The sequence below is a fragment of the Winogradskya consettensis genome (assembly GCF_018332715.1).
Lineage (GTDB): Bacteria > Actinomycetota > Actinomycetes > Mycobacteriales > Micromonosporaceae > Actinoplanes > Actinoplanes consettensis.
This window is the reverse complement of sequence record NZ_BOQP01000027.1, coordinates 97,878-119,969: the sequence shown is the minus strand read 5'-3', so window position 1 is coordinate 119,969 and position 22,092 is coordinate 97,878. Positions and strand designations below refer to the sequence as shown.

At 68.7% G+C, this 22,092-nt stretch carries 24 protein-coding genes; 15 read left to right on the top strand and 9 right to left on the bottom strand.

Translation table 11 applies throughout. From position 1 onward, the window contains the following. Positions 1-59: 59 nt before the first annotated feature. Entirely contained in the window at positions 60-332 is a 273-nt protein-coding gene (locus tag Aco04nite_RS24445; protein ID WP_203840069.1) for a hypothetical protein, read from the top strand. Positions 333-1,111: 779 nt separating this feature from the next. On the opposite strand, the gene Aco04nite_RS24440 is transcribed toward Aco04nite_RS24445, so the two are convergent. Continuing rightward, on the bottom strand, positions 1,112-1,348 hold the full coding sequence (locus Aco04nite_RS24440) for a hypothetical protein (protein WP_212999591.1): 237 nt from the start codon (positions 1,346-1,348) through the stop codon (positions 1,112-1,114). 538 nt (positions 1,349-1,886) lie between these two features. On the opposite strand from Aco04nite_RS24440, the gene Aco04nite_RS24435 reads away from it, so the two are divergent. The 10 genes from Aco04nite_RS24435 to Aco04nite_RS24395 all read left to right on the top strand — a co-directional run bounded on the left by Aco04nite_RS24435 (position 1,887) and on the right by Aco04nite_RS24395 (position 11,155). After that, complete coding sequence (locus Aco04nite_RS24435; RefSeq protein ID WP_438874937.1) at positions 1,887-2,600, top strand: hypothetical protein; 714 nt, start codon at positions 1,887-1,889, stop codon at positions 2,598-2,600. Positions 2,601-2,617: 17 nt separating this feature from the next. Continuing rightward, positions 2,618-3,946: a copper amine oxidase gene (locus Aco04nite_RS24430; RefSeq protein WP_244876254.1), complete on the top strand. Its 1,329-nt coding sequence runs from the start codon at positions 2,618-2,620 to the stop codon at positions 3,944-3,946. 71 nt (positions 3,947-4,017) lie between these two features. After that, entirely contained in the window at positions 4,018-4,593 is a 576-nt protein-coding gene (locus Aco04nite_RS24425) for a DUF305 domain-containing protein (RefSeq protein ID WP_212999589.1), read from the top strand. Between the two features lie 122 nt (positions 4,594-4,715). Further along, the gene (locus Aco04nite_RS24420; RefSeq protein ID WP_244876253.1) at positions 4,716-5,954 is read left to right on the top strand and encodes a sensor domain-containing phosphodiesterase; all 1,239 of its coding nucleotides are present in this window, start codon (positions 4,716-4,718) and stop codon (positions 5,952-5,954) included. Positions 5,955-6,088: 134 nt separating this feature from the next. After that, a complete protein-coding gene (locus Aco04nite_RS49695) occupies positions 6,089-6,217 on the top strand; it encodes a hypothetical protein (protein ID WP_280519375.1) in 129 nt (42 codons plus the stop codon). Further along, on the top strand, positions 6,214-6,492 hold the full coding sequence (locus Aco04nite_RS24415; RefSeq protein WP_212999588.1) for a hypothetical protein: 279 nt from the start codon (positions 6,214-6,216) through the stop codon (positions 6,490-6,492). The genes Aco04nite_RS49695 and Aco04nite_RS24415 overlap by 4 nt, the downstream gene beginning before the upstream one ends. 144 nt (positions 6,493-6,636) lie before the next feature. After that, positions 6,637-7,329: a response regulator gene (locus tag Aco04nite_RS24410; RefSeq protein WP_212999587.1), complete on the top strand. Its 693-nt coding sequence runs from the start codon at positions 6,637-6,639 to the stop codon at positions 7,327-7,329. Beyond that, on the top strand, positions 7,329-8,948 hold the full coding sequence (locus tag Aco04nite_RS24405; RefSeq protein ID WP_212999586.1) for a sensor histidine kinase: 1,620 nt from the start codon (positions 7,329-7,331) through the stop codon (positions 8,946-8,948). The genes Aco04nite_RS24410 and Aco04nite_RS24405 overlap by 1 nt, the downstream gene beginning before the upstream one ends. An 85-nt stretch (positions 8,949-9,033) precedes the next feature. Further along, entirely contained in the window at positions 9,034-10,125 is a 1,092-nt protein-coding gene (locus Aco04nite_RS24400; RefSeq protein WP_212999585.1) for an acyltransferase family protein, read from the top strand. A gap of 265 nt (positions 10,126-10,390) precedes the next feature. Further along, positions 10,391-11,155, top strand: a complete 765-nt coding sequence (locus Aco04nite_RS24395) for a phospholipase D-like domain-containing protein (RefSeq protein ID WP_212999584.1) — start codon at positions 10,391-10,393, stop codon at positions 11,153-11,155. Positions 11,156-11,177: 22 nt separating this feature from the next. On the opposite strand, the gene Aco04nite_RS24390 is transcribed toward Aco04nite_RS24395, so the two are convergent. Continuing rightward, positions 11,178-11,930 (bottom strand): GNAT family N-acetyltransferase, encoded by a 753-nt coding sequence (locus tag Aco04nite_RS24390; protein WP_244876252.1) that lies wholly within the window; start codon positions 11,928-11,930, stop codon positions 11,178-11,180. Positions 11,931-12,077: 147 nt separating this feature from the next. Next, the gene (locus Aco04nite_RS24385) at positions 12,078-12,779 is read right to left on the bottom strand and encodes an SDR family oxidoreductase (RefSeq protein WP_212999583.1); all 702 of its coding nucleotides are present in this window, start codon (positions 12,777-12,779) and stop codon (positions 12,078-12,080) included. A 93-nt stretch (positions 12,780-12,872) separates the two neighbouring features. Here Aco04nite_RS24385 and Aco04nite_RS24380 point away from each other — a divergent pair, with 93 nt between their 5' ends. Then, positions 12,873-13,241, top strand: coding sequence for a MerR family transcriptional regulator (locus tag Aco04nite_RS24380; protein WP_438874936.1), 369 nt, complete (start codon positions 12,873-12,875; stop codon positions 13,239-13,241). On the opposite strand, the gene Aco04nite_RS24375 is transcribed toward Aco04nite_RS24380, so the two are convergent. Next, positions 13,238-14,107 carry an NAD(P)-dependent oxidoreductase gene (locus tag Aco04nite_RS24375; RefSeq protein WP_212999582.1) on the bottom strand — a complete coding sequence of 290 codons (870 nt, stop codon included), beginning with the start codon at positions 14,105-14,107 and terminating at the stop codon, positions 13,238-13,240. The two genes, Aco04nite_RS24380 and Aco04nite_RS24375, sit on opposite strands and share 4 nt — an antisense overlap. A gap of 135 nt (positions 14,108-14,242) precedes the next feature. On the opposite strand from Aco04nite_RS24375, the gene Aco04nite_RS24370 reads away from it, so the two are divergent. Further along, the gene (locus Aco04nite_RS24370) at positions 14,243-15,496 is read left to right on the top strand and encodes an SGNH/GDSL hydrolase family protein (RefSeq protein WP_212999581.1); all 1,254 of its coding nucleotides are present in this window, start codon (positions 14,243-14,245) and stop codon (positions 15,494-15,496) included. Between the two features lie 39 nt (positions 15,497-15,535). Here the strand turns inward: Aco04nite_RS24370 and Aco04nite_RS24365 are convergent, their stop codons facing one another. The 3 genes from Aco04nite_RS24365 to Aco04nite_RS24355 all read right to left on the bottom strand — a co-directional run bounded on the left by Aco04nite_RS24365 (position 15,536) and on the right by Aco04nite_RS24355 (position 18,691). Beyond that, positions 15,536-16,483: a DUF389 domain-containing protein gene (locus Aco04nite_RS24365; RefSeq protein ID WP_212999580.1), complete on the bottom strand. Its 948-nt coding sequence runs from the start codon at positions 16,481-16,483 to the stop codon at positions 15,536-15,538. Between the two features lie 59 nt (positions 16,484-16,542). Beyond that, entirely contained in the window at positions 16,543-16,941 is a 399-nt protein-coding gene (locus tag Aco04nite_RS24360) for a ChaB family protein (RefSeq protein WP_212999579.1), read from the bottom strand. A 610-nt stretch (positions 16,942-17,551) separates the two neighbouring features. Further along, positions 17,552-18,691 (bottom strand): low temperature requirement protein A, encoded by a 1,140-nt coding sequence (locus Aco04nite_RS24355; RefSeq protein ID WP_280519374.1) that lies wholly within the window; start codon positions 18,689-18,691, stop codon positions 17,552-17,554. A gap of 182 nt (positions 18,692-18,873) precedes the next feature. Here Aco04nite_RS24355 and Aco04nite_RS24350 point away from each other — a divergent pair, with 182 nt between their 5' ends. Beyond that, the gene (locus Aco04nite_RS24350; RefSeq protein WP_212999577.1) at positions 18,874-19,236 is read left to right on the top strand and encodes a nuclear transport factor 2 family protein; all 363 of its coding nucleotides are present in this window, start codon (positions 18,874-18,876) and stop codon (positions 19,234-19,236) included. A 3-nt stretch (positions 19,237-19,239) separates the two neighbouring features. Then, positions 19,240-20,004 (top strand): hypothetical protein, encoded by a 765-nt coding sequence (locus Aco04nite_RS24345; RefSeq protein WP_212999576.1) that lies wholly within the window; start codon positions 19,240-19,242, stop codon positions 20,002-20,004. 7 nt (positions 20,005-20,011) lie between these two features. On the opposite strand, the gene Aco04nite_RS24340 is transcribed toward Aco04nite_RS24345, so the two are convergent. Together Aco04nite_RS24340 and Aco04nite_RS24335 are read right to left on the bottom strand one after the other, a co-directional pair. Continuing rightward, complete coding sequence (locus tag Aco04nite_RS24340) at positions 20,012-20,824, bottom strand: helix-turn-helix domain-containing protein (RefSeq protein WP_212999575.1); 813 nt, start codon at positions 20,822-20,824, stop codon at positions 20,012-20,014. A 94-nt stretch (positions 20,825-20,918) separates the two neighbouring features. After that, entirely contained in the window at positions 20,919-22,016 is a 1,098-nt protein-coding gene (locus Aco04nite_RS24335; protein ID WP_212999574.1) for an aldo/keto reductase, read from the bottom strand. Positions 22,017-22,092 lie beyond the last annotated feature (76 nt).

Sequence of the window (22,092 nt, the reverse complement as noted above, 5' to 3'; positions counted from 1 at the left end):
CGCGGGCAGAGTTGCCAGCAGACCGGCTACGCCCCATGAGCGAACAACGAAGGATCACGATGACCGCCACCGCCCACGACGTCGCCGACACTCTGAACCGCGCTTTCGCCGAGCCGTCCATGACGATGCCGATCCTTCTCGCGGACATCATCCCGGCCCTCGCGGAACTCGACCAGGAGGCCACCACCGCCGCCGACCCGGACAGTTACCACGACCGGATCGTGCTGAACGACGGCAGCATCATTCTCTACGACCCCCGCACAGAACTCTGGGCCGTCAGCAGCACGGACGAGGTGGCCGCTTCCGATCATCGACGCCAGACCCCGGCCTGAAGCCCCTGTTCCTCGGCCTTCAGATCCGGCACCCAGAAAATCTCCGCGTTGCGGACTAGATTTTCTGGCGGACATGGGTTAACGTTCTTCCTGTCGAACGAAGAAGTAATAAAGACGCAGACGAGCACCGCCCACCAGGGCGAAGGAGCCGGACCGACAACGCCCCGGCTCAGGCACGGCGAAGCTTGACGTGCCAGATGTGGTAGTTGGCAAGGAAGTTCGGAAACACCCCGGGGGTCGGGATTTCACGATCCCCGGATGACCCAGGTGGCGTGGCCGAAGGTGTTTCAGGGCCCCGCCGCAAGCAGGATTAGTTCGTCGCACGTGTCCGGAGCCATGAAGTCGCGTGGGGTTCCGACACCGGCGGACAGCACGAAGGAAAAGGAAGTCAGAGGAAAGGGAGGGGCCTGCACCGTTGGATCGCCCGCCACCAACCGCACTTCGGGGTTGGGCGCGGACACCGCAGTTTCCATCGAACGAGAGGTGGTCTCCGGTCACGCTTATGCGGTCCTCACATCCGAAACCCTTACACAGGGCTGGTGTGGAAACGACAATCCGACGCTTCTGTCGGTAGATGGTGTATCTAGTCCCGTAACCCTTGGGCCCCGGCGCTTCGACAGCGCCGGGGCCCTCGTTCTGCCTCCCGGCCATATGCTCGCTGGCCATTCCACCCGGCCGACACGACATGCCGGGCCGCGAGCCCTCGGGCCTGCCGGGCCTGCCGGGCCTGCCGGGCCTGCCGGGCCTGCCGGGCCTGCCGGGCCTTTCCCTGCGGGCGGTCACGAGCCGCCGCAGTCGCCGCCCGTCAAGTGGTCCGCGCGCCGCTGGATGTCCTCCACCTGCGCTGATACGTCGTCCGCCAGGGCTTGCAGCCGCGCCGCCGTGTCCGGGTTCGGCGACGCCGCCGCAGTGGTTCCGAGGATCTGCGCGGCGAGCCGCAGCTGCTCAACCGTCGATCGCATCACCGCGACGGTCCGTTCCCACTGCCGGCTGCCGACCTCTGCCCCGTCGTCCACCGCTGACCGGTACCCCGTGTCGGTGGCGTCACGCCTCCGATCTTCCCGATGGCACCACAGAGGGGGGAGATGGAGTCATGTTGATGCGCAGCGGACCTTTCACCGAGGCCAACCGGCTCGCCCAGCACCTGCTCGGTGCTGCCGGCCCCGGGACGTGGTCGCAGCCGGCAGGGATGCCGCCGCTCCCGGCCCGGCCCGGCCCGGCCCGGCCCGGGAGCGCAACGCGTCCGACGACACCGACTTGCGACCGACCGATCCGGGCAACCCGATCCGGGCAACCCGATCCGGGCAACCCGATCCGGGCAACCCGATCCGGGCAACCCGATCCGGGCAACCCGATCCGGGCAACCCGATCCGGGCAACCCGATCCGGACGACCCGATCTGGACGACCCGATCTGGGCAACCCGATCTGGGCAACCCGATCTGGGGCATCGATCATCGTTACTAGAGAGACATCAATTTACGCCTATCTCACACCCTGGTCGGCAAGGTCCACGGCGGACCGCCGAGCAGGGAGGAAAGTCGACAGTGCGCAATTTGAGACAGTGGGGGTGGGGGCTCGGCATCGCGAGCGTCACCGCGGTGGCCGCCTTCGGGGTGGCGTCGTGGCAGGCGAACGCGTCGCCGGGTACGCCGTCGAGTCCGCCGCTGACGCTGCCGCGGGTGTCCGACCCGAGTGCCGGGCCCGAGCCGGCCGCCGGGACCGGGAGCGACGCGCTGACCAGCACCGAGGTCGACAAGGCCCGCGCCGCCGCCGTCACGCCGCAGCTCGCCTCGAGTGCTCGCGACGCGGCCGGCAAGGCGGGCCCGGAGTACCTGATGGCCGATCTCGACGAGGACACCGGCCGGCAGGCCGAGCTCTACTTCTACGACTACACGAGCGACAAGCTGATCAAGCAGGTCGTCGACCTCGAGACGGGCAAGCTCGCCAAGTCCTTCTCCGCCAAGGGGATGCAGCCGCCGGCCTCGAAGCAGGAAGCGTCCGTGGCGTTCGACCTGCTGCTGGCCGATCCGCTGGGTGCCGACTTCAAGGCGGCCTACCGCAAGGCCGCGGGCAAGGAGCTCGCCGGCAAGGAGGGGTTCACCGTCACCGCTCACATCTACACCGCCCGGCCGGCGGACAAGAGTGCGCGCCAGTGCGGGGCCAAGCGGTGCGTGCAGCTCATCGTGGAGACCGCCGACGGGCACTTCATCAGCGTGAACGACCTGATCATCGACCTGTCCGGGCGCACGGTCGCCCGCCTCACGTGAACGGGGACCCCGGCAGCATGACGTACCGGAAGAGTGCCGGCGCCGCCGCGATCCTGGCCGCGGCAGCCCTGGGTCTCGCAGCACCGGCCCCAGCGCTGGCGGCCCCCGAGCCCGCACCCTGCGGCACGGCGGCGATGGTCAAGGAGACACTGCCCAACGGGACGACCTGGCAGCTCTGCTGGCGCGTCAACGACCGGGCGGGGCTGGTCCTGACGAACGCCTTCGTCTCCACCAAGCGTCAGCCCGAGCCCGTGCAGGTGCTCAACTCGATCCGGCTCGCCCAGCTCAACGTGCCGTACGACACCGGCGACACCGAGTACAACGACCTCACCTCGTACGGCTTCGGCAGCTACGACATGGAGACGCTGACCGGGGACGACTGCAAGGGCGGGTCCGTGCGTACGGGCTCCGACGGCGGTGAGGACCCGCAGCAGCGCGGGCTGCTCTGTGTCAGCGCCGAGCCGGCCGGCCTGGCGAACCGCCTGCACGACTACGACTACGACCCGGAGACCGGGGAGGAGAAGGAGACCGTCTACTCCCAGCAGGGGCACGACCTGGTGCTGCGTACGATCAGCAAGGTCGGCTGGTACGAGTACGTCTCCGAGTACCGCCTGGGCGACACCGGCCAGATCTCGGCCCGCCTCGGCGCGACCGGCGACCTGGCTCCGGGCGAGTATTCCGAGGCCGACCGGGGCTGGCCGATCGGCAAGCAGGCCCGCGACTACGCGTCCATGCACTACCACAGCGCGTTCTGGCGGGTCGACTTCAACATCGGCGGCAAGGGCGGCGAGACCGTCGAGCAGTTCGACACGAAGCTCGACGGACAGGGCACCATGGCCGCCAAGCTGACCACCACGAAGAAGACGATCGCCAAGGAGGGCAACTTCACCAAGGTGGACCGCCGCTGGTGGCGCCTGGCGAGCAAGACGAGCCTCAACGCGGACGGCCACCAGCGCTCGTACGAGCTGGGCCTCGGCGCCGACGACCCCTACGAGGGCCACCCCGAGACGCAGCCCGACGTGACGTTCACCCAGGCCGACCTGTGTGAGAAGTGGGCCAGCGACAACCTCTCGGACCCCGAGTGCCCGCTGGACAAGAAGACGCTCATCGACTTCGCGAGCGACAAGCAGAAGCTCGCCGACCCGGTGATGTGGGTCCGCGTGGGCTTCCACCACGTCCCCCGCGACGAGGACCAGAGCCCGATGCCGATGCACTGGCAGGGTTTCGACCTCCTCCCCCGCGACTTCACGGCGATCAACCCGATCGCCCCGGACGGCCGCGAGAACGTGAACGGCAACCCGTACCCGAACGAGCCCTCCGCGGAACCGTCCGCCTCGCAGGACTGACGTGACGCCGGCCCGGTTGACGATGACCGGGCCGGCTCACCCCGTACCCGTCGTCATTGAGGAATGTGATCGTGGTTCTCCGCCGCCTCGCCGTCGCGCTGGTTCTGGCCCTCACCGGCCTGACCGTGTCGGTCGTCACCGCCACCCCTGAGAACAAGCCGGCCTCGGCGTCCGTGGTGGCGCCCTCCGGCGCCGACGTGCACTTCGCGCAGATGATGGTGGAGCATCACGAGCAGGCGGTACGGATGAGCCGCACCCTGATCGCCAAGCCGCAGGTCCCCGAGCGCATCCGCCTCATCGCCGACTTCGTCGCCCACGACCAGCAACGCGAGATCGACGAGACGAACGCCTGGCTGACCGCCTGGGGAGCACCCCCGCCGGCCCCCGGCCCCGCGCACGGCATGCTGACCGAGGCCCAGCTGACCAGCCTCGACCGGGCCGGCACCGCGGACGCCCCGGTCATCTTCCTGCGCCTGATGATCGAACACCACGAGGGCGCGATCACCATGTCCCGCTCCCTGCTCGACGGCCCCACCGGCAACGTCTACATCCACGGCCTCGCCAAGCACGTCATCAACGAACAGACCGCGGAGATCGACGCCATGCGCGCGCTCCTGCCCGCGCCGGCTGTCACCGGACGCCGCTGAACTGATCCGGCCGGGCTTCGACAGGCGATTTTCCTGGTGACCCGACCCGACCGACCGAATATCAGGGCCGTAGCCATCCGAGCGGGCCGGCTGCCACTCATATTCACGTCGAGAGGACGCCGGTGGACGCTTTGGAGGAGATCCAGCAGCTCCTGGCCGAGGCCAGGAAGCACCTCGGGACCGAGGTCGCCTGGCTGTCCCGCTTCACCGGCGAGGAACAGACCATCATCGCCGCCAGTGGCGAGACCGAGGCCATGAACGTTCAGGTGGGCCGGGGCACGGACCTCAACGGCTCCTATTGCGTACGGGTCCTCGCCGGCACGGTCCCCGCCGTCATCACCGACACCAGGCGGCATCTCGTGGCCCGCGAGCTACCGGTGACCGGCGAACTGCGCCTCGGGGCCTACACCGGTGTGCCCTGGCACGATCGGACGGGCGCGGTCGCCGGAATGCTCTGCTGTGTCAGCCGGCATCCCGAACCGACGCTCGATGAACGCTCGACGTGGTTCCTCACGTTCATCGCCGGGCTCATCACCGACCGCCTCGGCGACCCGGCAGTGACGCCCCACCGCCCGGCGGACCCCACCGAGACCGCAGTCCACTCCCTGTTCGACGAGCACGCCCTGCACATGGCGTTCCAGCCGATCGTCCGGCTCCAGGACGGCTCCTCCGAGGGTTTCGAGGCGCTGTCCCGTTTCACCCACGCCCAGTTCCCGACCCCCGACAAGGCGTTCGCCGCAGCCACGCGCTACGGGCGCGGCATCGACCTCGAGTACCTGGCCATCCGCCGGGCCCTGGACCGGATCGACGAACTCCCCGGCAACACCAGGATGAACGTCAACGCCTCCGCCGAGGCCATCCTCGACGACCGCGTGCAGAACCTGCTCCTGGCGTACGCCGACCGTCGCATCGCGGTGGAGCTGACCGAGCACACCCCGGTCAACGACTACCTGGAACTGATCTCCGTCACCGAACGGCTGCGCGCGGCCGGCCTGCTGATCGTCATCGACGACGCGGGGGCGGGCTACGCCAGCTTCCGCCACATCCTGCAGCTACGCCCCGACGTCATCAAACTCGACATCGGCCTGGTCCGCGGCATCGACACCGACCCGATCCGGCAGGCCCTGGCCCGGTCCCTGGTGGCGTTCGCCGCCGAGATCGGCTCGGCACTCATCGCGGAGGGCATCGAAACACACGCCGAACACGAGATGCTCCGGCAACTCCAGGTCGGTTACGGCCAGGGCTACCTCCTCGGCAGGCCGGCCCCCTTCGCCGTGACCACGCAGCCCGGCAGATCCCGCACCCACCCGTCGCACACCCCGATCCTCGCAAGCCCCGAACCACCCGGACCAGCGAGTTAGGACCCCTTCGCGACTACCCCTTAGGCTTCCGGTGGATTCGTTGCATCGCCCACCAAATCTGTTACCCCAGGCATAGATATTCTGAGTTCCCACGATTACTATCGCGCTGGTCACAAGATCGCAAGGAGGTTGACATGGCATCGTTGAGCATCGCCGGCCCGCTGAGCGACACCCGAGGTGGTGAGCACTCTCACCGGAGCACCCTCGCCGAGGAGGCCGGCCGGCCAGGACGCGAGCAGAGCCGCTGCGGGCTGCCGCTATGACGACCTACTCAGGCCCGGCAAGGCTGATCCTCCCCGATGGGACCCCGTTCGCCGGCATGGCTTCACTCAGCACGAACTACAGCGGCGGTCAGACCACCTGGAGCGGCACCTTCCGCCCGAATCAAGCCACCGCGGAGCTTCAGGACGTCAGCGACGAACTGCGACTGGAACTGCCCTACGAGCAGACCGGAGCGGTTGCCGTCACCGGCGTGCGCAAGTTTCTCGCGTCGCAGGTCATGATGTCGCTGGCCGGCCGTGGGCCGGCACCGTTCTGAGTTACCCGGAAGATCCACGTCGCCGGCGGCCTCTCCCGGAGCAAGGTTGACGCCGCGGGTGGCCCATCCGGCCGAGGGCGGATCCTGTATCCGCATTGTCAACATCAGCCGGGATCGTCGCCGCGCGTACCTATAGTCGCGGCCGTGGGTGCACATGTGGTGATCGCCGAGGACGACCTCCGCCAGGCCGAGGTGGTCCGGCGATATCTGGAGGCGAGCGGGTACAGCGCGTCGGTCGTGCACGGCGGCGTGGACGCGATCGAGGAGGTCCGGCGGTCCCGGCCGGACCTGCTCGTGCTCGATGTGATGATGCCCCAGCTCAACGGGGTCGAGGTCTGCCGGGTGCTGCGCCGGGAGAGCAACGTGCCGGTGCTGATGCTGACCGCTCGCCGCGACGAGGACGACCTGCTGCTCGGCCTCGACGCCGGTGCGGACGACTACCTCATGAAGCCGTACAACCCGCGCGAGCTGATGGCGCGGGTCCGCACGATGCTGCGCCGCACCCGGTGGACGCCCGTCGAGCCGGAGACCACGCTGCGGGTCGGTGAGATCGTGGTCGATGTCCTGGGCCATCACGTCACCAGCGGTGGGCGCCGGGTGGACTGCACGCCCGGCGAGTTCGAGATCCTGGCCGCGATGGCCGCCGCACCGGACCGCGTGTTCACCCGGGCCCAGTTGCTGGAGCGGACCCGGGGCTTCGAGACCGCGGCCACCGACCGTACGGTCGACATGCATGTCATGAAGCTGCGTCGCAAGATCGAGCCGAACCCGCGCCGCCCGGCCTGCCTGGTGACCGTCTACGGCGTGGGCTACAAGCTCACGGACGGGTCGCGGTGATGCGGGACCGCAGCCTGGTCGCGCGGATGCTGGCGCTGTCCCTGCTGGTCATGCTCTGCGCGGTGGCGGCCACGGCCTGGCTCGCGGTGAAGAGCACCAGGCAGGCGATCCGGCAGGAGCAGGGCCACGGGATCGCGTACGACTCCCGCGTCTACGACCAGGTGATGGGCTACGCGGCGACGCACACCGAGTGGTCCGGCGTGCGACCGCTGCTGGTCGATCTCGCGGCGATCACCGGCCGGCAGATCTCGCTCACCGGTGAGGACGGCACGTTCCTCGTCAGTTCGGAGTCGTCGCCGCCGGTGCTGCCCGCCCGGCGGTCCGCGTACGTCGATCCGCTCTACGTCGAGGGCTACCTCTCCGCCGACGGGAGCACCATCGACCGGCGTGCGGTCGGCCCTTACCGGCTCGCCGGCGTCGGCGCGCTGGACGAGCTCACCGCCCTCACCAATGCCTGCCTGCGGGGCTACGACCAGCCGCCGGTCACCGTGCTGCCCGATTTCTCCTGGACCCCGTCCGGCGCGGCACGGGTGGGCGACTGCGTCGACGCCTCGCGCAGGGAGCAGCTCCGGCCGTACGTGGCGCCGCCCGCGTACCTCTACATCAACGACCCGGCGGCGGCCTCCGGACCGGTCTTCGATCTGTCCCGGGCCAGCACCCTGCGGATCGCCGGCGTCTCGGCGCTGGTACTGACGGTCGCGTTCGTGGTCACCCTGCTGGTCGGCCTGCGGATGTCCCGGCCCCTGCGCGCTCTCATCCGGGCCACCGAACAGGGCACCGCCGGCGTCCCGGCCCGCTTGCCGGCCCGCTTGCCGGTCCGCGGGCGGGACGAGATCGGGCGGCTCACCGCCGCTTTCAACGACCTCTCGGAACGCCGGGAGACCGTGGAACGGCAGAGGCGCGCGATGGTCAGCGACATAGCGCACGAGCTGGGCACGCCGCTGACCACCATCCGCGCCTGGTTGCAGGCCGCGCGGGACGGGGTGACCGACACCGGCCCGGAGCTGCTGGACCTGCTCATCGACGAGGCCGACCTGCTCCAGCACGTCATCGACGACCTGCGCGACCTCGCCGCGGCCGACGCCGGCCGGCTCCGCCTGCACCCGGAGCCGGTCTACGTCAATGAACTGCTCGACCAGGTCGTCGCCGCGCACCGCAGCCGCGCCGGAGGCGTCACGATCGTCACCGAGCCGTCCGGCGACCCGGAAGTGATCCTCGACCCCCAACGGGTACGCCAGGCCGTCGGCAACCTGCTCTCCAACGCGGTCCGGCACTCCCCCGCGGGCGCCACGGTGACCGTACGCTCCCGCGTCGACGGCGACGGCGACGGCGACGGCGACGGCGACGGCGACGGCGACGGCGACGGCGACGGCGACGGCGACGGCGACTTGGTGATCGAGGTCGCCGACACCGGCCACGGGATCGCCGAGGCCGACCTGCCGCACGTCTTCGAGCGGTTCTGGCGAGCCGACCGCTCCCGCAGCCGGGACACCGGTGGCAGCGGACTCGGCCTCGCCATCGTCCGCGACCTCGCCGAGGCCCACGGCGGCACCGTCGCCGCGACCAGCCACCCCGGCCACGGCAGCACCTTCACCATCCGCCTGCCCACCGTGGCCTGACGTTCCCTTTCCCCCGTCACCCGTCAGCGGCCCCGCCGCTCGCGGCGATGACCCCTGCGCAGAACCGGACAGGAGGCGGCCGATCATGGCTGCGAAGAAGGACCGGCTGCTCGCCCTGGACGGGCTGCGGCTGCTGTGCGCACTGGCGGTGGCCGCGTACCACCTCGGCATGGCCTGGTCGGTCGACGGCGTCCGGACGACCACCGCGTACCTCCCGCAGGAAGTGAACTCGGTCCTGATCTACGGCTTCCTCGGCGTCGAGGTGTTCTTCATGATCAGCGGCTTCGTCATCTGCATGAGCGGCTGGGGCCGCAGCCCGCGCAGCTTCCTCGCCTCCCGCGCCGCTCGCCTCTACCCCGCGTTCTGGGCCTGCGTCCTGCTCACCACGGCCGTCATGACGCTGTTCCCGCTCACCGACGGCATCCCCCTGCCGCACGACCTCACCGCCGGCGACATCGGCGTCAACCTGACCATGCTCGCCGAGCCCCTGAACGTCCCGTACGTCGACACCGTCTACTGGACCCTCTGGTACGAACTCCGCTTCTACCTGCTCTTCGCCGTCGTGATCGCGTTCGGCCTCACCCGCGGCCGCCTCCTCGCCCTCGGCGCCGCCTGGCTGATCGCATCCGTCGTCATCCCGGGCGACGTACCGCTGGCGGAGCTGGTCATGCCCCAGTTCGCGCCGTACTTCGTCGCGGGCACGACGCTCTACCTGATCCGCCGCCACGGTCCGTCGTTACCACTGTGGACGCTGCTCGCCGCTTCGTGGGTGATCAGCCTCTTCCGCGTACGGGAACGCGTGCTCTTCGCCAATCCCGGCTTCCCCGTGCCGATCTGGCCCGCACTGCTCATCATCACGCTCGCCTACACCACCCTGCTGCTCATCGCCCTCGGCACCACCGACCGCTGGAACTGGCGCTGTCTTGCCATCGGCGGCGCCATCTCCTACCCGTTCTACCTCCTGCACCCCCGCATCGGCTTCACCCTGATCCGCTACACCTACGACCGCACCGCCCTCCCCATCCCCCTCCTCATCCCCGCCGCCATCCTGACCCTCCTCACTACGGCTTGGTCGATCCACCACCTCATCGAACGCCCCGTGAGTCCCCTCCTGCACCGCCTGATCGCCCAATCGACCGCCCGGCCCCACCTTGAGACCACATCTCCAGGCCGCTGAGCGGCCGGGTCATCGGAACTGCGGAAATTCCGCGGAGCCTCCCCCATGCTGGTCCTATGGGCACCACTCCCCCGGAATTCCTCCATGGCCCCGCCGTCCTCGGCATAGCGGCCAAGCTTCTCGCCTCGCCACGCGGGTCGGCTCTCCTGGCTGTCTCCTATATCGGCCGTTCAGCACCTGACATCCTGCGCTCAAGCCCGGAGACACCATCGTCGTCAACGGCAGCCCCAACGCCGTCACCGGCGGCGCGACCCACCCGCACGCCGTGCAGACCTGGCTGTCCGGCGGTGTCCGCGTGGTCAACCACGAGCATCTGCACGCCAAGGTGATCGTCGTGGGCAAGACAGCAATCGTGGGCTCCGCGAACATCTCCCAACGCGCAGCCAGCGGCACCATCGCCGAAGCTGCCTTGAAGACCACAGATCCGCAAGCCGTGAAAACCGCGCGAGCATTCATCAAACAATTGATCACCAGCGGTGGCGAGGACATCAATCAGAAATGGATCGATGAGGCGAACACGCTCTTCCCGAAGAACCGAGTCACTCCGGCGTGGTCGGAAACCGAACCGGACGAGCTCGCGCCGTTCAACCTGTGGCTCGGGTGGTATTCCAACACTGAGGAACGGACGGAGCAGGACGACGAGGCGTACGAAGAGGCAGTAGCAGAGGCACCCGCAGCATTTCGGCCCAGCGCGCGGTTCGAGCCGATCGGCATGCTCGAGGAGCCTGCTGATGACGGTCGGCTCGCACCGGGCGATCGGGTTATCATGCTGGGCCCACGCAACGCGCGGTTTGTCGATTTCAGGAGCATCCGCGCTGTCCAAAAAAGCCATAGACGTCGATTCATGGCCTTGTATCGCCGGGATCACCAACACCCCCAGGTCACCAACGCCGCCGTTCGTAGAGCCCTGGTGAACCTGAACAGCGACCTGCCCTCCGAAGAGGGGGAGGCTGGCCGATGGCTGACCGATCCGGCCGAGCGCAACGCCGTGCCGGCCCTCTGGGAAGTCGAAGACCCCGGCACGCCGTGACGCTCCTGACCCGGATCAGTCGTCAGTAGAGGTAGGTCCAGGTCTCCAGGGTGCGGAAGCCGAGGGACTCGTACAGTGGCACGGCCTCGGTGCTGGACTGCAGGAAGGCGCGGGTGGCGCCGGCGGCGAAACCGTCGCGGAGGATCCGTTCGCTCATTGCCCGGCCGTGGCCGCGGTGGCGGTGGTCCGGCAGCGTACCTATGTTGTAGATCCCGAGCTGGTCACCGGAGACGGCGCCGAGACCCGTTCCCACGGCTACACCGTCGTGCACGGCGATGTAGCCGGTGCAGCCGTTCGCCTTGAGCTCCCCTTCGAGCAGCGCGCCGAAGACCTCGCGCGGAGCCTCGAACGCGGCCGCCATGGTGACGGCGTAGTGCTCCGCCTCGGTGACCTTCACGACGTTGATGGCCGCCGTGGACCTCGGCGCGGTCGCGTATCTGACGCCGGCAGCCGAGCAGGTCATCAACGGCAGCACCTCGCGTTCGTGCAGGCCGTGGTCGGCGGCGACGCGCAGGATTCCGGGGGTGGGCTCACCTCGTACCTGAAGGCAGAAGTCCCACCCGAAACCCGCCATCCGGCGGGCCATCACCGCGACCTCCGCCTCGTCCGGCGGGCCAGGGCTGAACACGCCGTTCTCCAGCGAGATGTCGTTGGCCGTAACGAACAACCAGGTGCCCCCGGGGCCGGACTCGCTGCGCCCGCCGGTCGTGTGGACGGCAAAGGCGTGCATCACGTCGAACCAGGCCGCCGTCACTTGATCGTTCTCGCTGGTCATCCGCTGCCTGCCCTTCCCGGTGCGGGCGAGGACTGACCGTAGCGACTCGACCACCGCGCCGTCACGTGCGGGCAGCGTTATGCGCAGATCGTGGTGGTTATCTGGCTCACGTACTGCGGCTGGTGCGCTGGCGACGCACGACCTCGGTCAGGCGGCCGCAGGGTAGAAGTCCCGCGGGTCGGCCGACAATGCGGCCTTCGCACCGGCGGCGAGGTCATCGACGATGATCTCCAGTTGGTCCGCCTCGAGCCCGTCGAGCATGGTGCGGACCGCGACGGCCGGGTCGCCCATCGGGCCGTCCCACCACTGCTGGTGACCGGTGTCCGTCATGCCGAGGTACACGCCGGCCACGCGTGTGTTCTGCGGCGCCAGCTCGAGCCGGACACCGCCGGTCAGCGCCCACTGCGCCGCCTTCGCCACGTGGTAGGCGTTGGCACGGTCCGCCGCGACCCAGGACATGGCGGAGTTCAGGTTGACGATCGCCCCGCCCCCGTTCGCCTCGAGGATCGGCGCGAACGCCCGGACCATCTCCAGGGTTCCCCAGAAGGCCGTCTCCAGCTCGAGCCGGATGGCTGCCTTGTCCCCGGTGACAAGGTCGGCGAACGTCGTGATGCCGGCGTTGTTGACCAGCAGGGTGACGTCCTGCGCGGCGGCCGCTGCCTGCGCCACCGACTCGGGCTCGGTGATGTCCAGCCGGAGCACCTCCACCCCCGGCAGGTCGACGAGTTCGGGGCGGCGGGCGGTCGCGTAGACCTTGGCCGCGCCGCGCTCCAGCAGCTGCTGCGCCAGGTGCCGGCCGAGTCCGCGATTAGCACCGGTGACGAGCGCGACTGAGTTCTTGACGTCCATCGGGGCAACTCCCACGTAGTAGGCGATCTCGAAGCACCTACGGTATGAGTTGACGCCGACGTCAAGACAAGCCGGAAATCCGCTGGAGGCGACATGATCCACATCCGCGACCTGGCTGCCCGGGCCGGGGTCAGCACCCGCGCGCTGCGCTACTACGAGCAGCAGGGCCTGTTGCACGCCGCCGCTCGCACCACCAGCGGCCAGCGTGTCTACACCGAGAACGCGGCGGAACGCGTCGAGCTGATCCAGCACCTCTACTCGGCCGGCCTGTCGAGCCGCGACGTCGCCGTCCTGATTCCCTGCGTCGAGAACCGCGAGGCCCCCGCCGAGGCGGTCACGATGCTGCACACCGAGCGACAGCGCCTGGCCCGCGAGATCAAGGAGCTCCAGGCCCGCCTCACCCGCCTCGACGAGGTCATCGTCATCGCCACCGTCCCGGGCGCCTGCACCACCAACCCCTAAGACGAGATCCGACGGGTACGAGCTTCAAGTGCGGTGACGACCCCGACCATGTCAGCGCCACCGTAACCCAGGGCGACAGCCTCGCCGAACAGCTGCTCGCACACGTCGAGCAGCGGCGACGCGATCCCCGCGCGCCGGGCAGCGTCGGCCACCAGCTCGCTGTTGTAATGCACGTCGCGGATCGCGGCCTGCACCCCGAACTCGCGGTCGCGCAGCTTCACCGTCTTGATCCGGGAGATGTCGCTGGCCATCTGGCCGGCGTTGAGCACCGCGGTCAGCCGTTCCAGGTCGAGGCCGTGCCGTTCGGCGAAGTGGTACGCCTCGGCCAGCCCCGTCACCAGGTTGATCAGGTAGACGTTGACCGCCAGTTTCATGAGCAGCCCTTGTGGAACCGGTCCGCACTCGATCGCGTCGCGGACCATCGGTGCCAGCAGCGGGCGCACGACCGCCACGTCGCCCGGTTCACCGGCCAGCATGGTGACGAGCTGGGCTGCCTCGGCCGGCTTACGCGAGCCGGAAACCGGCGCCTCCACGTACCTGCCGCCCGCGGCGATCACCTCTTCGGCGAGGCCCGCGGAATACTCAGCTGCTGTCGTACCCATATGAACGATGATCTTGCCCTTGACCGCATCGAAGAGCTCGGTGCCGCGGCCGAGCACGGCGTCGATGGCCGCACCGTTGGCCAGCATCAGCAGCACCACATCCGCGCGCGCAATGGCCTCAGCGGCCGTCGGCGCCATCAGGGCACGCAGCTCGTCGCTCGCCGGTTGACGCCGGCTCCACACCACCAGGGGCGTGCCGGCGCGGGCGAGGTTGAGTGCCATCGGCTCGCCCATCACGCCGAGCCCCAGAAATGCGATCACCATAGTCGTACGGTAGGCGTTTCTGCTCGATCGGAAAGCGTACGGGTGCAGATAGGCAAACATCGATCCAACGGTGGCGGACATCGACGTTCATGACAACGATGTCGGTATGACGTCCTCATTCACCGGAGGTATGTGATGCCAGGTCCTCAAGTCCTGCTGGCCGCCGTTCTGGCCCTGACCACGGCGGTTCCGGCCGCACCCGCCCAGACCGCACCCGCCCAGACCGCCGCCGTCCCGGCGTCCGGGCTCAACTACGTCGCGATCGGCAGCTCCTTCGCCGCCGGCCCCGGAATCCAGCCCGTCCAGTCGGGCAGCGGCGCCTCCGCGTGCTCGCGATCGGACAACAACTATCCCAGCGTCCTGACCCGCGAGATCGGCGCGAACCTCACCGACGTCTCCTGCAGCGGCGCGACCACGGCCAACGTGCTGACCACCAGCCAGAACGGTCTGCCACCCCAGGTCAACGCGGTCACCAGCAGCACCCAGCTGGTCACCGTGACCATCGGCGGCAACGACGTGAACTACCTCGGCAGCCTCGGTGCCTACACCTGCCAGGCCGACGGTGGCAGCAACTGCGCCGGCGTCGACCGCACCGCGATCGACCAGGCCTTCACCGCACTGGGCGGGCGCCTCGAAAACGTCGTGAACGCGGTGCACAACGCCGCCCCCGGCGCCCACGTCTACCTGGTCAACTACTTCACCATCCTGCCGGACTCCGGCGGCTGCACCGGGGTCCCGCTCAATGCCGACCAATCGGCGTACGAACGCAGCATCGCAACCCGCCTCGCAACAGCAACCTCGAACGCCGCATCAGCGACCGGCGCGACCCTCGTCGACCTCGCCGCGATCAGTCACGGGCACGACGCGTGCTCCGCCGATCCGTGGGTGGAGACGGGACACCCGGCAGCGGGCCGCTCCGCGTACCACCCGAATGAAGCCGGCATGCGCGCTGCGGCGGCAGCGGTGGAGACCGCGCTCGGCTCGACCGGGCAGGTGCACACCGCCGAGGTCCGCTCAGGCATCCCCGGCAAGTGCGTGGATGTGTCGAACGCCGGCACCGCCGACGGCACCGCGGTCCAGCTGTGGAGCTGCAACGGCTCGCGGGCCCAGTCGTGGGCGTACACACCGGGTCCGGGCGGCACCCTGCGCGCCCTCGGCAAGTGCCTGGACGTCAGTAACGGCGGCACCGCCGACCGCACCAAGGTCCAGCTGTGGACCTGCAACGGCTCCGGCGCCCAACGCTGGCTGACCGGCGCGAACTCGTCACTGTTCAACCCGCAGTCCGGCCGCTGCCTGGACGACCCCGAAAGCTCCACCACCGACGGAGCCCGGCTGCAGATCTTCACCTGCAACGGCACCGCGGCCCAACGGTGGACGCCGGCCGCCTGATCCGCGAGGACGACCCGGCCGGGCGAGTGTGTCCTGCGATCACTCGTCCGGCGGGTTCGTCACCGGCCTGCGGCTCCCGCGCCACGCCGTGTGTTGCACCAGCAGGGTGAGCACGCCACCGAGCACGATCGCCGCCAGGTTGATGAGCAGCTGCAGGGCCGAGCCGACCGCCTCGTCCCGGACGCCGTAGGTCAGCGCGACGACGGCGTTGGCCGCCGCCGGGATCGTGGTCACGGAGATCAGCACACCGACCAGCGTGCCGGCCTTGGCCGAGGTCAGCGACAGGATCCCCGCGATCCCGCCGAGGAAGCCGATGACCCAGGACAGGGCGTCCGGCCGCCAGATGAACTCGGTCAGCGGCCGGTCGGCCAGCAGCATCGACTTGTCCACCAGACCAGCCGTCGTCAGCAGCCACACAGCCCCGACCGTGACGAGCATGCCGACCGGGAAGCCGACGCCGAGCGCCAGCGCCGAGCGGCGTACCAGGAGGGATTTGCGCTGTACGAGGCCCACGCACAGCGCGGCGAGGGGGCCGAACTCCGGGCCGACGACCATCGATCCGACGATCAGGATCGGCTGGTCCAGCAGCACCCCGATCGCGGCGATGATCATCGCGACGGTCATGAACGCCAGGAACGACGCGGACAACGCCGTCTCCTCACCCGTCTGGTGCTCGATCTCGTGCCACACGACCGCGTCCACACCGAGACCGGGAACCTCCCGTTCGGCACGGTCCGCCGAGGCCGACATGGTGCTGTCGATGCGCTCCATGATGATCGCGCCGTCGCGGTCGAGCCCGAGCTCACGCAGCTGGTCCAGGACAGGGCTCGCACCCTCGCGTACGACATCGAACTCGATCAGGTCGCCCGCCGGTGACAACGCGGCACCGGTCAGCACGACCAGGTGTGTGACGGCGGCGTCGGCCTTCAGCAGGCGCAGGGCCTGCTCGACGACCTGGCCCGGGGCGATCACCCGTACATGCAGCATGATCGCGAGTGTAGGGGCGCTCCCCGAGGTCAGGAGCCGGGGAGACCTGTGACGTGCGGTTATCTGCCGACGGCTTTGCGGGTGCTCCTGGCGTTGGCTTTCTGGATCGCGTCGACCAGCTGGTCCTTCGTCATCCGGCTGCGGCCTCTGACGTCGAGCTTCTTGGCCTGGTCCAACAGGTGCTGCTTGCTCGCGTTCACGTCGACTCCACCGGCGGTTTTCGCCTTCGTGTCCCTGCCGCCGGCGGCCTTGGCATCGCTCGGGCCCTTCTTCGCCTTGGGCTCCCAGTGATCGCCGGTCTTCTCGAACGAGTGCTTCACCGATGCGAACGCCGTCCGATGGGCGCGTTCACCCTCGCCGTACTCCTCGACAGCATGATCGTGGGTCTTGACATACGTCTCCTGCGCCTTCTTCGGCGACCGCTTCAGCGTGCTGGGCATGTCGTCCTTCGCCGGCATGGCTACCTCCTCAAGATGTCTATGGTCACCGCCATCCCCTCCAGGACCTGCTCAAACGACATCAGCCCGGTACGGGTGACGCCGCACGGCCCGTTCCCCCGTCGGACGGTCAGGCAGGCAGAAGGCTGAGAATGACCGGTGGGCCCAGTTCGCCGGTAACAGCTGGTCGGACTACCTCGCCGCCCTTCCCCACACCGCAGCCACCACCCGGCCGAGCTGACGGCGAACCGTCATCGGTGTCCTCCCTCGGCCAGCGGGCCGACCGCGTCCGCTCCATCGCCCCGCGCCTCGGTGCGGCCCGTGGTGACATCTGGCGGTACGAGATCAAGACGGATGCGGACCAAGCGGCCCGATGCCGGAAGCGACCGAACGGGCCATCCAGCGCCGTGTCGACCTTCACCTCGGCGATGAGGGTCGGCTCCGCCGGAATGAACGCCGACGGTTGCGGAATCAACCAGCAGTTATCCGCGCCCCGGGCCGATAGCGTCAGGACATCTCGAGGTCGTTGTGCCAGCGCCTGGCCACGATGAGTAACCGATGCCACTGACATGGGGCTCTCAGAAACTCGTGTACGGAAGGCGTGGTGCTGTTGGTCAACGTCTTCTCTCGTTTATCGAGGCGTGCGCCGGAGGGCGGGACGGGGGAAAGCGGGGATGATGCCGATGACGACGGCCAAGAGCAGTCCAGGAAGGATCGGCATCTCGGCAAGGGCGGGAATCGATATTGCGGCCAGCAGCGCTGCGAGCCATCGAGCCCGTGTGGCCTGGCCGGTCATACTCTGCTCGTACAGGGCGGTGGTCATCAGATAGACGGCGAGGCCGCCGCTCAGAGTGGTGGCGCCGAAGCCGCCGAGCGCGCGGGCGGTCTCGGCCTGGTGCATCGCCGTCGCCAGTCCGACGGCAACGAGCAGGACGCCGCTGACGATCCCGGCGTGCAGATAGGTGCCGATGGTCGCCAACGACGCCCGGCTCTCTCCTGCCCGGCTGGCTATGGCGTGTTGCGCCGCATCCGCCAGGTGCGGGAAGTAGTTCCACCACAGCGCCACGGCCAACCCGACGGCTAACATCGCGGCGCCGAGGATTTCGGCGTCGAGATGGTGCGTGCTCGCGCCGGATCCGATCGAGATGATCGACTCACCCAAGGCCAGGATGACGACCAACTGGTGGCGCTCGCTGAAGTGGGTGGCGGACGGTAACCGCCAGGCGCCCCCACGAGAAGTCACGCGGACGGTGATTCCCTCAATCACCACCGCGGCGAGCCACAACACGAGCTGCGCCGTGCCGCCGAGAAGAGCTCCGGCCAGCAGCGCTGTGGACACCGGAACGATCGTGGTGCCCATGGTCCACAAAACCTGTCGCCGTAGCCTGGTGTCCGTGCCTGCCGCGACGAAAGTGACGGCGGTATACACGACGGAGACCGCGATGAATCCTCCAGCGAAGACCACCCGGCTGCTGTGATCGTGGAACGCCTCCGGGATCGCGAGGGCCAGCGCGAACACCAGCACGATCGCGGCCAGGGTGCCGAGCCGGCCGATGCCCCGCCCGGCGTGTAACTGATTGGTCAGCCACGCGTAAGACGCCCACGACCACCACAGCACGCCGAAGACGGCAAGACCCTGCAAAATGCCGACCGGGTTGGCTTCTGCTGTCATCAGGTGGGTGACCTGAGTAAAGGCGAAGACGTACACGACGTCGAAGAACAGTTCGAGGGGTGTGGCCCGATGCTCCTCGGTGGTTGGCACCGTAGCCATGACCCGTTGCGCTGATGCTGCCTGGGCCTTCACGATGCCCTTCCCCCTTCGAGGTTGTCCTTGTCGGCACGGACGAGTGTGCGCACCCGCGAGAGCCGGAAGAAGGCCGCGGCTTCCGGGGTGCGGCACACCTGGGAAGACGCGGCCTTCCTGACCTGCTGGCGCAACACCAGGCTCAGCCCATGAAAATCTCCGAGAAGCAGGTCACGGACTGGGTCGGTGGATACCTCAAGGCCTGGAAGACCACCGACCCGGCGGACATCGCCGACGTCTTCGCCGACGACGCCGAGTCCCACGAATGGCCGTACGAGACCGCATGGATCGGCCTCGACGAGATCATCCGGGGCTGGCAGTCGCGGGCGGCATGGCAGGAAGGCGGCTGGAGCTTCGACTGGAAGTTGCTAGCTGTCAATGGGGACACGTTCGTGGTCAAGGGCGTCGGCGCCTACCGGGAGCTGGGCAATTTCGACAATCTGTGGGTCGTCACCCTGAACGAGGCCGGCAAGTGCGCGGTTCTGCGCATGTGGAACAACGAGATCAAGTAGTTCGTGACGGCGTACACGGACGACCTCATCGATGCCCACACCGTCCGGGAGCTCTGTCGCGCATTCACCACCGCCGCTCCGGGACTGCCGCTACGTGCCCTTGCGGCGACAATCCCGGAAACAGGAATTGGAACCTTGCGCAGCCGCAGCGATGCGCTGCGACGGGCGTTGTTGGTCGACCTCCCCTGGAGGTACGCCGACCTGGCCGCTCTGGTCCGTGCGACGCATCGCTCCGCTTCGCTGTTCCAGGGGTGGATGCTGCTGCCGGTGACCATGGCTGTCGCCACGCGGGCATGTGATGACGGGACGCCTGCGGCGTTCGACGACGCGATGGCGCTGCTCGGTGAGATGACCGGGCGGTTCACCTCGGAGTTCGCTCTGCGCCCGATGCTGACCCACGATCTGGCCCGGGGCCTGGGTATCGCCCAGGACTGGGCCGGATCGCCGGATGAGGATCTGCGGCGGCTCGCGGTGGCCGGCACCCGGCCGCATCTGCCGTGGGCGCGACGCGTACCCGCGATCCTGCTCAGCCCGCCGGTGACTGTGCCGATTCTTGACCTGTCGCACCATGACCCGACCGAGTACGTGCGCCGTCCTGTCGCCGATCATCTGGCCGATCTCGCCCGCCAGGACCCGCAGTTGGCCGTCCGGACTGCGGCCCGCTGGCTCGAGCGACCGGACGACGACCTTCGTCATCTTGTGGAGTGGGGGCTGAGGCGCCTGGTGCGGCAGGGCCACCCGGACGCGCTCCGGCTCCTGGTCTCGTGAGTATCGGTCAGGCGTGGACCGCACCGAGATAGGTCAAGGCCTGCTCGCTGCGGCTGCCGGGCCGGGCCGTCCCCACGTGCAGTTGCTGGCCGGGGGCCTCACGCACATCGAAGCTCTGATAGGTCAGGTCGATGCGACCGGCTTCGGGATGGTGAAAGGTCTTGTCGGTACGCGGTAGCGCGCCGACGCCCTGCCGGTCCCAGCGTTGCGTGAAATCCGGGCAGTCCGCGAGATCTTCCAGTACGGCGAGGATGTCGGGGTCCGCGGGGAACAGGCCGGCGTTGAGACGTAGCGCCTGCACCAGCGTGTCGGCCAGCGCGGTCCAGTCGTCAAAGAAGGTCCGGGCCAGCGGGTTGGTGAAGACCACCCGGACCATGCGGGGTCGTGTGCCGAACGGGGCCAGCAGAGCCGTACCGAGCGGATTGGTGGCCAGCACGTCGAAGGCCGGCCCGACAATGTACGCGGCCGTCCGAGGGAATCCGTCCATCAGGTTCAGCAACGCCGGGTGAACCAGGTCGCCGGCTGCAGTCGGCCTGAGGCCCGGATTCAGCCCCGCGAGCCGATAGAGGTGGCTGCGGGAGTCCGCGTTGAATCTGAAGGCCCGCGCGATCGCGTCGAGGATCTGTGCCGAGGGATGACGCTCGCGACCCTGTTCCAGCCGTGCGTAGTAGTCGGCGCTGACTCCGGCCAGGACCGCCACCTCTTCGCGCCGTAAGCCCGGCACCCGGCGGTCTCCGCCAGCGGCCAGGCCGGTTTCGGCCGGGTCCACCTGGGCCCGGCGGGCGCGCAGGAACTGCCCGAGTGGGCTCTCGTGTGCCATGGCGCGAGAGTAGGCACGCCGACCCGCGCCTGCCAGGGTGTAGCACTCCCTGTCAGGCGCGCAGGCCAGATGTCGGGGATTCAATACCGCGTGATCAGGCGCTGCCTACGGGGTCACGCAGAATCGTCTTCAGATTGCGGCTGAACGCCTTCGAATCGAGGCCGTTGATGCTGGTGTCGCCCTGCTGGAAGCCGGTACCGAAGCTGCGCAGGACATTCATCGGGTACTCGAGCCGCGGCTCACTCAACGAGGCCAACTGCTCGATTTCCTCCGCGGTCAGGGTCACCTCGGCCGAGGCCAGGTTGGCGTCGAGTTGCTCCGGCGTACGGGCGCCGATCAGGGTGGAGGTGATCTCCGGCCGCTGACGGACCCAGGACAGCGCTACGGCGGCGACGGTGGTGCCATGGCCGGCAGCGACCTCGGCGAGCGCATCAAGCAAGACGAACGTCGGCTCGGTCAGCTGCGGTGCCGCATAACCCGCACGGGAAGAACCCGGCACGGACCGTAGGCTGCGCGAGTACTTGCCGGACAGGACTCCCGAGGCGAGCGGGCTCCACGGGGTGACTCCGAGACCGAGCGCGCGGGCGGCGCCGAACTGCTCACCCTCGGGCGTACGGGTCAGCAGCGAATACTCGACCTGTAGCGCGGCGACGCTTTCCCAGGCACGCGTGCGGGCGATGCCCACGGCCTGACCGACCCACCATGCGGGGGTGTTGGAGACGCCGATGGCACGGATCTTTCCCGCCCGGACGAGATCGTCAAGGGTCGACAGGGTCTCCTCGACGGGCGTGTGCCGGTCCCACTGATGCATCCAGTACAGGTCGACATAGTCGGAGGCGAGCCGGCGCAGCGACTCGTCGAGCTGGCTTCGGATGGCCTTGCGCCCGGCCCCGCCGCCGTTGGGGTCGCCCGGGTAGAGAGTGCCGCCGAACTTGGTGGCCAGCACGACCCGGTCGCGGCGGCCCGTACGTTGTTGGAAGTAGTCGCCGAGGGTCTCCTCGGACTTGCCGCCGTTGTACTGGTTCGCAGTGTCGATGAAATTGCCACCCGCGTCCAGGTAGCGGTCGAGAATCGCGAAGGATGTCTCCGGGGCGGAACCCCAGCTGCCGTCGTCGAACGTCATGGCGCCCAGCGCGAGTGGGCTGACGCGCAGTCCGGAGGTGCCGAGGGTGCGGTATGAGGTGAGTGACATGTGAAGAGTCTCGGACCGGCGGCACACTCGGGGAAGGCAGCGTCTACCCGGGTGTGCGGCACCCACCCGGGGCTGG